The organism is Pseudomonas sp. gcc21 (assembly GCF_012844345.1).
Lineage (GTDB): Bacteria > Pseudomonadota > Gammaproteobacteria > Pseudomonadales > Pseudomonadaceae > Halopseudomonas.
The window spans coordinates 271,666-283,608 of sequence record NZ_CP051625.1 but is presented as its reverse complement, the minus strand read 5'-3'; the positions used below and the strand labels follow the sequence as shown (position 1 = coordinate 283,608).

Genomic DNA, 11,943 nt, shown 5'->3' with positions numbered 1-11,943 from the left:
GTCAAACCTGGCGATCTTGGAGGACAGGCGATTATCGGATAGCTGTGCGTTAATCGCAAACCTGCTGCCGTCTCAAGCGGAGAGCAATAAGAATGCGTCGCGAAACGACTTCACAGTCACGCTGCCGAATAAGAATGGTTCACAAACAGAATTTTTTTGATATGGTGCGCGAGCCGGGATTCGAACCCGGGACCTACCGCTTAGGAGGCGGTCGCTCTATCCAGCTGAGCTACAAGCGCATTCGCAGGGGAGAAAATCGACGGGCATATTAACTGATCAAGCGCAAGCTTGGCCACTTTCCAAAACAAGTTGAGTGCCAGTTTCCGCAGCAGCGTCTGTAACCCGTCACATCCTGAAGACATTTTTTTGTCGCAAAGCTGGGAAAATTAAAAAAAACCGGTATAAAGGAGCATTGAGTCCGAATCTGTTGTCTGCATCACATTGGGGGTTCCGCTCCTCCTGAAAAAAAGCCGGCGATTACCCTGACGGAGAATCACGCAGCTCCAGATGCCGCCATCGACCATATCTAGACAAAGCGATTATTCTTGCCTTATGAAAACTGCAATCCAACATTACACCAGCAGGACCGCAGACAAGTTCGTTGTACGTTTGCCGCAAGGCATGCGGGACCGTATAGCTGAGGTCGCGAAGCAGCATCACCGCAGCATGAATTCGGAAATTATCGCGCGTCTCGAGCACAGCTTGCTGGATCTGCCTACGCTTCCGGAACAGCCGTCACGGCAGGCACTGAACGATCAACAGCTCGAGTCGTTGAGCCACCCCGAACAGGAACTACTGCTGCGCTTCCGCGAAATGAGTCGTCGCCAGCAAAACGCCCTACTCGCGCTATTGGTAAGCGAAGCATCCTGACAGTAAACCTGTGAGTACCAGGCAAAAAAACCCGCTCAGAGAGCGGGTTTTTTTATGGCTGAGATAATTAACCTACGAAGGTCAACAACACACCCGCAGCCACTGCCGAACCGATTACGCCTGCTACGTTCGGTCCCATGGCATGCATGAGCAGGAAGTTATGAGGATTCGATTCCAGCCCAACGCGGTTGGAAACTCGAGCAGCCATAGGTACAGCGGAAACGCCTGCCGACCCGATTAAAGGATTGATGGCCGTCTTGCTAACGGCGTTCATCAGCTTGGCCATCAACACCCCGGCAGCAGTACCGACGCAGAAAGCAACCATACCCAGCACCAGAATGCCCAAGGTCGTCAGCTGCAGGAAAGCCTCTGATGACAACTTCGCGCCCACCGACAAGCCCAGACCAATGGTGACGATGTTGATCAAGGCGTTGCGACTGGTATCAGCCAGACGCTCCACGACGCCGGATTCGCGCATCAGGTTACCCAGGCAGAACATACCGATCAACGGCGCCGCATCCGGGAGCAATAGGCCGACCAGCATGACCAGCGCCAACGGGAAGATGATCTTCTCGGCTTTGCTGACTACGCGCAGCTGAGTCATGACGATTGACCGTTCTTTCTCTGTGGTCAAAGCGCGCATGATCGGCGGTTGCAGCAGCGGCACCAGCGCCATGTAGGAATACGCCGCAACGGCAATCGGACCCAATAGCTCAGGCGCAAGCTTGGAGGTAACGAAGATCGATGTCGGACCGTCCGCGCCCCCGATGATGGCAATTGAAGCAGCCTGTTGCAGGGTGAACTCGAAACCCGGGATGCCCCAAGCCGTCAGCGCCAATGCGCCCAACAAGGTACCAAAGATACCGAATTGCGCAGCGGCACCCAGCAGCAGCGTGCGTGGATTGGCCAGCATCGGACCGAAATCCGTCATGGCACCGACACCCATGAAGATCAGGAGCGGAAACACGGAGGTTGGAATACCCACGTCGTAGATCAGCTTGAGGATGCCCATGCCTTCCGACATGTTCGCAACGGGGATGTTGGCCAACAAACCGCCAAAACCGATTGGTATCAACAGCAACGGCTCAAAGCCTTTCTTGATCGCCAGGTAGATCAGACCGAAGCAAATGAAGATCATGAACAACTGGCCCGGCTCTATATGATAGAGACCGGTTGAGTGCCAGAGGGTGAGAAGCTTATCCATTCACGGTTCTCCTTAACCGATGGTCAGCAAAGTGTCGCCGACGTTGACCGCGTCGCCCACTTTTACATTGACCGTACCCACAGTCCCCGCCTTGCGGGCGCAGACCTCGGTTTCCATCTTCATGGCTTCGAGGATCATTACTACCTCGCCGTCCTCTACCGCGTCGCCAGGGCTGACAAGTACCTTGAAGATATTCCCGGCCAACGGAGCAGGTTGCGGCTCGCCAGCGCCAGCTGCCGGAGCAGGTGCTGATCCTGACGTTGCGGCGGCAGGCGCAGCGCCGTCCACCGGCTTGATGCCAGTGATGTCACCGCCGTCGGCGACCTGAACCACGAACTCCTTACCGTTCACCGTGACGGTGTAAACGTCCGGCTCGCCCGGCTTGGTGGTTTTGGCGACCATTTCCTGCCCAGTCGGTACCGGCTCGAAGGCGTCCGGGTTACCGCGGTTTTCCAGGAATTTCAGGCCAATCTGCGGGAACAGTGCATAGGTCAGCACATCGTCAATTTCGTTAGCGGCGAGCTTGATTCCTTTCTCCTGAGCGATGCCCTTCAGCTCAGCAGTGAGCTTATCCATCTCTGGCTCAAGCAGGTCGGCCGGACGGCAGGTGATGGCCTCAGCACCAGCCAATACACGCTGCTGCAATTCGGTATTGAATGGCGCCGGCGCTGCACCGTATTCGCCCTTGAGAATGCCCGAGGTTTCCTTGGTAATCGACTTGTAGCGCTCACCGGTCAGAACGTTGATAACAGCCTGAGTCCCGACAATCTGCGAGGTCGGTGTAACCAGGGGGATAAAGCCCAAGTCCTCACGCACGCGAGGGATCTCGGCCAGTACCTCATCGAATTTGTCGCCAGCGCCCTGCTCTTTCAACTGACTTTCCATGTTGGTGAGCATGCCGCCAGGAACCTGGGCGACCAGGATGCGCGAATCAACACCTTTCAGGTTGCCTTCAAACTTGGCGTACTTTTTCCGCACTTCGCGGAAATACGCAGCAACTTCCTCAAGCAGCAGCAGATCCAGGCCGGTATCGTGCTCAGTGTTCTGGAAGATCGCCACCACCGACTCGGTCGGCGAATGGCCGTAGGTCATCGACATCGAGGAGATAGCGGTATCGACATTATCGATGCCCGCCTCGACTGCCTTGAGAATAGCGGCAGTCGACAGGCCAGCGGTCGCGTGGCACTGCATGTGTACAGGAATGCTCAAGGAAGCCTTGAGGCGTGAAACCAGATCAAAGCCAACGTAAGGATTCAGGATACCCGCCATATCCTTGATCGCAATGGAATCAGCGCCCATGTCTTCAATGGTTTTGGCCAGATCAACCCACATGTCTACGGTATGGACCGGGCTGGTGGTATATGAAATGGTGCCCTGGGCGTGCTTGCCCTGAGCCTTGACAGCTTTAAGCGCAGTCTCGAGGTTACGCGGGTCGTTCATTGCGTCGAATACACGGAACACGTCGACGCCATTGGTAGCGGCACGCTCAACAAACCGCTCCACAACGTCATCGGCGTAATGACGATACCCGAGCAGGTTCTGCCCACGCAGCAGCATCTGCTGGCGCGTGTTGGGCATTGCTTTTTTCAGTTCACGGATGCGTTCCCATGGATCTTCACCCAGATACCGGATACAGGCGTCAAAAGTCGCTCCGCCCCAGGATTCAACTGACCAGAAGCCTACCTGGTCCAGCTTGCCGGCAATCGGCAGCATGTCCTCGAGGCGCATGCGCGTGGCCAGGATGGATTGGTGGGCGTCTCGCAGAATGACATCAGTAATGCCCAAGGGCTTCTTGGTATCGGTCATAGTTTTATGGCCTTTTGGATTTTTAGGATGAAGTTTTTCGTAAAGGTGTCAGGAAGCGCGTGAACGATGCTGGCGTATGGCAGTACTGATCACGGCAATGAGTTCGGGATCGACCGCGTCTGGAGCTGGTTTCGGCCGAGATGGTGCCTTTGGCGTGGGGATGGCATCCGGGAAATATTTACCCAGCAGCTTCGACATCAGCGTAACGATGATCACCAGCGAGATGAGGAACGTAAAGACCGCCCCCATGCCCATGACCATCAGATCAACGCCTTCCATCAGCACTTCGGTTGAATTCATTCTTGTCTCCCGCCCTCGCACGCTCGCGAAGCGAGCTGTTGAAAATTCGGTTTTATTGTTCAGAAAAAGCGACACCGGCCAGTCGAATTGACCGGTTCTGCTCGCGCAAAACCGGTGTAATGTATCCTGATGTGACATTCTTGGCAATCCAGGCGACATCGAAAGCCGCGCAGTCCGGGACGCTCAGCGGTTGCTTGTTCGTGATTCTCTGTGGGACGCATGATTCTCCCGCAGCGCGCTGGCCTAACGGGACGGGCCCAGACGGAAAGCCTGGATGCCGGGGTATTAAAGCAGGAAAATTGTAGCCAGCCCGAGGAAGATAAAGAACCCGCCACTGTCGGTTATTGCGGTGATCATCACACTCGCGCCAAGTGCCGGATCATTACCCATGCGCATCCTTGCCAGCGGAATAACCACCCCCATGATTGAAGCTAGCAGCATGTTAAGGGTCATGGCTGCGAGCAGGACGATGGCCAGCGCTACGCTTGCATATAGCCAATAGGCGATAACGGAAAGCACCACCCCCCAGAACATCCCATTGATCATGGCTACAGACGCCTCCTTGCGGATCAGACGTCGACCATGGGCAACCTGGACCTGCCCGGTGGCAATGCCGCGCACGATCATGGTAATGGTTTGGTTTCCTGAATTGCCGCCGATTCCGGCGACGATTGGCATCAATGCCGCGAGCGCGACCAATTGTTCAATTGCGTTCTCGAACAGACCGATTACCCGAGACGCGATCAAAGCGGTACATAGGTTGACAGCCAACCACGCCCAACGGTTGCGGACTGACTTCCACACTGAGGCGAAAATATCCTCTTCCTCGCGCAGACCGGCCGCGTTAAGCGCCTCTGTTTCGCTTTCTTCCCGGATATAGTCGACCATTACGCCAATGGTTAGTCGTCCTTGCAGCTCGCCCTGCACATCGACCACGGGTGCCGATACCAGATCGTAGCGTTCAAACGCCTGCGCGGCCTCCCCCGCATCATCCGTTGGCCCAAAAACGACCGGCTCGACGGCCATCGCGTCGCGCACCAGCTCATCAGGCAAGCCGACCAACAAGCGCTTGATCGGTAACACACCTTTCAGAACGCCATCCATGTCCACCACAAACAGCTTGTCGGTATGGTCAGGTAGCGCATCGAAACGGCGCAGATAACGGATCACCACCTCGAGCGATACATCATCCCTGATGGTGACCATGTCGAAATCCATCAATGCCCCGACCTGGTCCGCATCGTAGGATAACGCCGAGCGCAACCGCTCGCGCTGTTGGGCATCAAGTGTATCCATCAGCTCGCGCACTACATCACGCGGCAGATCCGGCGCCAGGTCGGCGAGCTCATCGGCGTCCAGCGTGTTGGCCGCGGCGATGATCTCGTGATCATCCATGTCCGCGATGAGGGTTTCACGCACCGCATCCGACACCTCTAGAAGGATCTCACCATCTCGCTCGGACCGTACACGCCGCCAGACCGTTAAACGCTCTTCAAACGGGAGGGACTCGAGGATATAGGCGATATCGGCCGGGTGAAGCTCATCCAGCAGAGCCTGTAAATCGACAAGCGTCTGGCGATAGGTCTCGGCATCCTCGTCATGCTCGGCACCACGGTGATCGCCGACACCAAGCCGCTCAAGCATTACCACGACCTGGTCGAGTCGATCCTGAAGGCTGTCCGGCAGATTGAGGCTGGGATCTGACATGAATACTTCCCGATGGTCTGGCGATGCGTCAGCGAGCGGGCCAAGCGAGGCGGCGCATGGCAAGCCTGGTTTCAGCCTAGCAGGAGCCTGGCAGGTTGTGGTACCCGTCTCGCCAGGGTTTGGCCGACTAAACGAGAGGCAAAAAAAAACCCACCGGGATTAACCAGTGGGCTTTTCGTTTGGTGCACTCGGAAGGATTCGAACCTTCGACCGCTCGGTTCGTAGCCGAGTACTCTATCCAGCTGAGCTACGAGTGCATTGTGGGGCGTATTATAGGGCGTTAATTTTAACTGTCAAACATTTTTTTCTTTAAAATTCAGAAGCTAACGTCTGACCACCACTACAACCACAAAGTGGCGGAGAGGGCGGGATTCGAACCCGCGATACCCTTTTGAGATATACTCCCTTAGCAGGGGAGCGCCTTCAGCCACTCGGCCACCTCTCCGTAACGCGCTGAATATTACCGATGCGCTCCGCCCAATGCAATAAAAACTTTAAGAAATTTAAACGCTTGGCTCTTCACCTTTCTCTTTTTGTATACGCTGATAAATTTCTTCGCGATGAACCGCCACTTCTTTGGGCGCATTCACCCCGATGCGAACCTGGTTACCCTTCACACCCAGCACGGTCACCGTTACTTCATCACCTACCATCAGGGTTTCACCAACCCGACGAGTCAAAATTAGCATTCCTTTCTCCTTGATTTTGATCAGCACACAGCAGTCTGCAAAAACCGGCTAGTTGCCTGTTGGCCGCCTTGCTGGCATGGATGTTGACCACACGATGCATCAGGGGTTCGATACATATACGGGGTTAACTCACACCGGGAAGCCAAGAGGGGCACGTCAGCCAAAGGAACGCGCCCTCGCAAGCGTCGCAGAGACGCTTGCGGTCAGTTTGGGAAGGGCTCAGAGATGATCGGCACCCGGTACTTCGGTATCCAGATCAAAGGCGGAGTGCAGCGAACGCACCGCCAGCTCCAGGTATTTTTCGTCAATCACCACGGAGATCTTGATCTCTGATGTCGAGATCATCTGGATATTGATCCCTTCACGCGATAATGCTTCGAACATTCGGCTCGCCACACCCGCATGGGAACGCATACCGACGCCAACAATCGACACCTTCGCTATCTTGCTGTCGCCGGCGACTTCCCGCGCGCCGATCTCGGTGGCGATCTTACGCAGAATCTCTTCGGTTTTGCGGATATCGTTACGATTGATGGTGAAAGTAAAATCGGTCGTATTATCCTTCGACACGTTCTGCACGATCATGTCGATCTCGATATTGGCCGCGCTTACCGGTCCGAGGATCTTGAATGCCACGCCGGGGGTGTCGGGCACACCACGAATAGTCAGCTTGGCTTCGTCACGATTGAACGCGATGCCGGAAATGACGGGTTGTTCCATGGATGAGGCTTCCTCAAGGGTAATTAGCGTTCCGGGACCTTCTTTGAAACTATGCAGCACCCGTAGCGGGACGCTGTACTTGCCGGCGAATTCTACTGCGCGAATCTGCAGCACCTTCGAGCCGAGGCTGGCCATCTCGAGCATTTCCTCGAAGGTAATCTTGTCCAGCCGGCGAGCGCTTTCGACAACACGCGGATCAGTGGTATAGACGCCGTCGACGTCAGTATAGATCTGACATTCGTCTGCCTTGAGGGCTGCCGCCAGGGCAACACCGGTGGTATCAGAACCGCCTCGGCCCAGGGTAGTGATATTGCCCTGCTCGTCCACGCCCTGGAATCCGGCAACGATCACGACCCTGCCAGCGTCCAGGTCAGCCCGCACCCTGGCCTCGTCGATGTGTTGAATACGCGCTTTGTTGAAGGCGTTATCGGTCACGATGCGAACCTGGGAGCCTGTATAGGAAATCGCTGGCACATCAATTTCTTTAAGCGCCATAGCTAACAGGCCGATCGTCACCTGCTCGCCAGTTGAAAGGATAACGTCCAGCTCTCGGGCGTCCGGGTAGGCCTGGACCTGGCGCGCCAGATCTATCAGACGGTTGGTCTCGCCGCTCATGGCCGATACCACAACCACAAGATCATCTCCGCGTGCCCTGAAACTCTTAATCTTCTCGGCTACCTGGCAAATGCGCTCGACACTGCCGACCGAGGTACCGCCAAACTTCTGGACAATAAGCGCCATCGTGTTGCACCAACCCTCATAGCGAAATCGGATATCCGATCAATCTCCAGGCATCAACGATGCCTGGGCCTGTACTACCGTTACTGCGTCAGCAAACCGTTTAGCGTTTCAGCCAGCGCCTCATCCAGCGCAGCAACATCGGTACCGCCACCCTGGGCCATGTCCGGACGTCCGCCACCCTTGCCGCCTACCCGGGCCGCTGTATTACGAATCAGGTCACCTGCTTTGACACGACCGGTAAGGTCCTTGGTCACACCCGCCACCAGGATCACCTTGCCGTCCAGCTCTCCGCCCAGCAGAACAACTGCCGAACCGAGTTTGTTCTTCAGCTGATCAATCAATCCCAGCAACGCCTTCCCGTCCTGTCCATCAACTCGCTTGACCAGTACTCGCCTGTCACCGACCTGCTGAGCCTCGGCAGCCATATCCGCGCCCGCCGCGCTGGCAGCCTTGGCCTTGAGCTGTTCGAGATCTTTTTCCAGCTGGCGATTGCGCTCGATGAGCCCTGCGAGCTTATCAAGCAGATTCTCGCGACTGCCTTTTACCAGCTGAGCGGCCTGCTGAAGCTGCTGTTCTGCTTCCACCATATGCTCAAAAGCCGCCTTGCCTGTTACTGCCTCGATCCGGCGGATGCCCGCTGCAATACCGCTTTCGTTGGTAATGCGCAGCAAGCCGATGTCGCCGGTGCGATTCACGTGTGTGCCGCCACAGAGTTCCACCGAAAAGCCGTCGCCCATCGTCAACACACGGACTTCATTGCCGTACTTCTCACCGAACAGCGCCATGGCGCCCTTGCGTTTGGCGGTCTCGACATCAGTCAGCTCGATTTTTACCTCGGTATTCAGACGGATCTGCTCGTTGACGATGTCTTCCAGTTGCTGCAACTGCTCAGGCGTAATCGCCTCGAAGTGACTGAAATCGAAGCGCAGACGCTGGCTATCCACCAATGAGCCCTTCTGCTGCACATGCTCACCGAGGACCTGACGCAGCGCGGCGTGCAGCAGATGCGTGGCGGAGTGGTTGAGTTTGGTTGCCTGACGCACGCCCTCCTCGACCACCGCCTTGATTGAAGCGCCGACGGTCAGGCTGCCGCTGGCAACGATACCGTGGTGCAAATGCGCACTCCCAGCCTTGGTGGTATCGCGAACATCGAAACGAACACCCGCGCTTTCCAGATAACCGGTATCGCCAATCTGGCCCCCGGACTCTGCATAAAAAGGAGTCTGGTCCAGGACCACTACGCCCTTCTCACCCTCAGCCAGCGTGTCGACTGATTGACCGTCACGGTATAGCGCCAGGATCTCGCCAGAGCCGGTAGTGCCTTCGTAACCCTGGAAACGGGTTTCAGCACTGACCTTCACCAGGCTGTTGTAATCCATACCGAACTGGCTGGCGGAACGGGCGCGTTGACGCTGGGCGTCCATAGCGGCTTCGAAACCGGCTTCATCCAGCGTTAAACCGCGCTCCCGCGCGATATCACCGGTCAGGTCCATGGGGAAGCCGTAGGTGTCGTACAGCTTGAACACCACTTCGCCAGGTACTTCGCTGCCCTGCAGACCGGCCAGATCCTGCTCGAGAATCCGCAAACCCTGCTCCAACGTTTTGGCGAACTGCTCTTCCTCGGCCTTCAGTACGCGCTCGATATGCGCCTGCTGCGCCTTGAGTTCAGGAAAGGCTTCACCCATCTCGGTAACCAGGGCGGCGACGATTTTATAGAAGAAGGCTCCCGAGGCCCCCAGCTTGTTGCCGTGGCGGCATGCGCGGCGGATGATCCGGCGCAACACGTATCCGCGTCCTTCGTTCGATGGCAGCACACCATCGGCGACCAGAAAACTGCATGAACGGATGTGATCGGCCACCACTTTCAGGGAGGCAGCGTTATCCTGCTCACACCCAATCGCAGCGGCGGCAGCGGTCAACAGGTTCTGGAACAGGTCGATATCGTAGTTGGTATGCACCTTCTGCATGACCGCGCTCACACGCTCCAGCCCCATACCGGTGTCCACGCTGGGTGCCGGCAGCGGATGCATCACGCCGTCGGCAGTCCGGTTGAACTGCATGAAAACCAGGTTCCAGATTTCTATGTATCGGTCACCGTCTTCTTCAGGGCTACCCGGCGGGCCGCCCCAGATGTGCTCACCGTGGTCGAAGAAGATTTCAGTGCAGGGGCCGCACGGACCGGTATCACCCATGGCCCAGAAGTTATCCGAGGCATAGGGAGCGCCCTTGTTGTCACCGATACGAACCATCCGCTCAACCGGCACGCCGATCTCCTTGGTCCAGATATCGTAGGCCTCGTCGTCATCGGCATAGACCGTAACCCAGAGCTTTTCAGACGGCAGGTTCAGCCACTGTTCAGAGGTCAGGAAGGTCCAGGCGTACACAATCGCATCGCGTTTGAAATAATCGCCAAAGCTGAAATTACCCAGCATCTCGAAGAAGGTGTGGTGCCGTGCGGTATAACCGACGTTCTCCAGATCGTTATGCTTGCCGCCAGCGCGTACACATTTCTGACTACTGGTGGCGCGGGTGTAGGCACGCTTGTCCAGCCCCAGGAAACAGTCCTTGAACTGGTTCATGCCGGCATTGGTGAACAGCAATGTCGGGTCGTCCGCTGGCACCAGCGAACTTGAGGCGACACGGGTGTGTCCCTGGCCTTCAAAGAAGCGAAGGAAGGCTTCACGAATTTGTGCGCTTTTCATAATCCCCTTACCGTAACAGGTCAGCCGGACAGTGAAGACGTCTACGTCTGCTCACCGGGGCAAAGCGCGCATTATATAGGTATCCGCGCCGGGCTTGCATCAGCAGCACGCTTGATAATCGCTATAGCTCTGATAGCGTTTTATTCGGCCCGCTGCGGCCAGACCCAACTGCAGCGGAACCTGTCAGGATGGGCTGGCGTATAGCGAGACTGCCCGCACAGGCGTACCTGCCCGCACACCCAGTCGCGCAGCCGTTTCGGGCGCAACCACCAGTGTCCCTGCCGCCACGCGGGCAGGCGCGCACGTGATGCGGCAGTCTTCGCGTCCACGGTTATGGATAAGAAAAGGCTCGGCGGTTTCACCAGGAGTACCGGTCGCCAGCACCAGAACACGGCTTTCGTGAATAGCCCGAATCTGCTCAAGTGGCGATTCGAGTGTTGCACCGCCATCAAAGATATCGATATAGCCCTGATAGCTCATGCCCTCTTCCTGGGCCATTTCCAGATTCGATTCCGATTCAGGGTGCACCTTGCCCATTGCATTCCGTGCTTCCTCACTGAGAAAGCATGCGTATAAGGGAAATTTGGGCATCATCTCGGCGATAAAAGCCTTGCTACCGATACCGGTAAGGTAGTTCGCCCGGGAAAACTCCATGCGGAAGAAATGCCGCCCGAGGCTCTCCCAGAAAGGCGACCGATCCTGCTCGTCGGCAATGCCGCGCATTTCAACGATCACCCGCGGGGAGAACGACTGCGGAAACTCGGCCATGAACATGAACCGCGCCTTGGATAGCAGCCTTCCGACCATGCCCTCACGGAACTGCGGTTCGAGGTACAGCGAACATAGCGCCGTCGCGCCGGTCAGATCGTTGACCAGGAACAACGTCGGGTGCTGGCGATAGACCTGCAACTCCCGGCTGGCCGTAACGGTGAGCCCGAGACGGTAGCTGTACCAGGGGTCGCGCAGACCCGCAGCGGCAAGCATGCCGGTGGTGCCGATGATATTGCCTTCCTCATCCTCAAGCACGAGCAGGTAGTCAGCGTCGGCCTTTTCCACTTCGCCACGGAAACTCGCTTCGACATTCAGCAAACGCCGTTGCAGGTCTTCCTCGCTGGCGGGCAATGTAGTCAGGACCGCGCCGGCAGTAACCGCCAGCTGGGTCAAGCTCGCCAGATCACTGACGCGTGCAGCACGAACCAGCATA

9 protein-coding genes and 3 tRNA genes are annotated in these 11,943 nt (G+C 56.8%); 1 reads left to right on the top strand and 11 read right to left on the bottom strand.

Annotated elements, in window-relative coordinates; translation table 11 throughout:
- Window positions 1-162: 162 nt before the first annotated feature.
- A tRNA-Arg gene (locus HG264_RS01425) sits at window positions 163-239 on the bottom strand.
- 313 nt (window positions 240-552) lie between these two features.
- Between HG264_RS01425 and HG264_RS01420 the strand changes: the two genes are divergently transcribed.
- Window positions 553-870, top strand: coding sequence for an Arc family DNA-binding protein (locus tag HG264_RS01420; RefSeq protein ID WP_150300416.1), 318 nt, complete (start codon window positions 553-555; stop codon window positions 868-870).
- 67 nt (window positions 871-937) lie between these two features.
- On the opposite strand, the gene HG264_RS01415 is transcribed toward HG264_RS01420, so the two are convergent.
- The 10 genes from HG264_RS01415 to astA form a co-directional block, all read right to left on the bottom strand.
- The gene (locus tag HG264_RS01415) at window positions 938-2,074 is read right to left on the bottom strand and encodes a sodium ion-translocating decarboxylase subunit beta (protein WP_169405985.1); all 1,137 of its coding nucleotides are present in this window, start codon (window positions 2,072-2,074) and stop codon (window positions 938-940) included.
- A 12-nt stretch (window positions 2,075-2,086) separates the two neighbouring features.
- Window positions 2,087-3,880, bottom strand: a complete 1,794-nt coding sequence (gene oadA, locus HG264_RS01410) for a sodium-extruding oxaloacetate decarboxylase subunit alpha (RefSeq protein WP_169405984.1) — start codon at window positions 3,878-3,880, stop codon at window positions 2,087-2,089.
- 48 nt (window positions 3,881-3,928) lie between these two features.
- On the bottom strand, window positions 3,929-4,180 hold the full coding sequence (locus tag HG264_RS01405; protein WP_169405983.1) for an OadG family protein: 252 nt from the start codon (window positions 4,178-4,180) through the stop codon (window positions 3,929-3,931).
- Between the two features lie 285 nt (window positions 4,181-4,465).
- Window positions 4,466-5,887 (bottom strand): magnesium transporter, encoded by a 1,422-nt coding sequence (gene mgtE / locus HG264_RS01400; RefSeq protein ID WP_169405982.1) that lies wholly within the window; start codon window positions 5,885-5,887, stop codon window positions 4,466-4,468.
- A 180-nt stretch (window positions 5,888-6,067) separates the two neighbouring features.
- Window positions 6,068-6,144 (bottom strand) — tRNA-Arg (locus tag HG264_RS01395).
- A gap of 97 nt (window positions 6,145-6,241) precedes the next feature.
- Window positions 6,242-6,332 (bottom strand) — tRNA-Ser (locus HG264_RS01390).
- A gap of 58 nt (window positions 6,333-6,390) precedes the next feature.
- Window positions 6,391-6,576, bottom strand: a complete 186-nt coding sequence (gene csrA, locus HG264_RS01385; protein WP_150300421.1) for a carbon storage regulator CsrA — start codon at window positions 6,574-6,576, stop codon at window positions 6,391-6,393.
- Window positions 6,577-6,795: 219 nt separating this feature from the next.
- Window positions 6,796-8,037, bottom strand: a complete 1,242-nt coding sequence (locus HG264_RS01380; protein ID WP_169405981.1) for an aspartate kinase — start codon at window positions 8,035-8,037, stop codon at window positions 6,796-6,798.
- Window positions 8,038-8,117: 80 nt separating this feature from the next.
- A complete protein-coding gene (alaS, locus tag HG264_RS01375; protein ID WP_169405980.1) occupies window positions 8,118-10,739 on the bottom strand; it encodes an alanine--tRNA ligase in 2,622 nt (873 codons plus the stop codon).
- Window positions 10,740-10,922: 183 nt separating this feature from the next.
- Window positions 10,923-11,942 (bottom strand): arginine N-succinyltransferase, encoded by a 1,020-nt coding sequence (gene astA / locus HG264_RS01370; protein ID WP_169405979.1) that lies wholly within the window; start codon window positions 11,940-11,942, stop codon window positions 10,923-10,925.
- Window position 11,943: the final 1 nt, after the last annotated feature.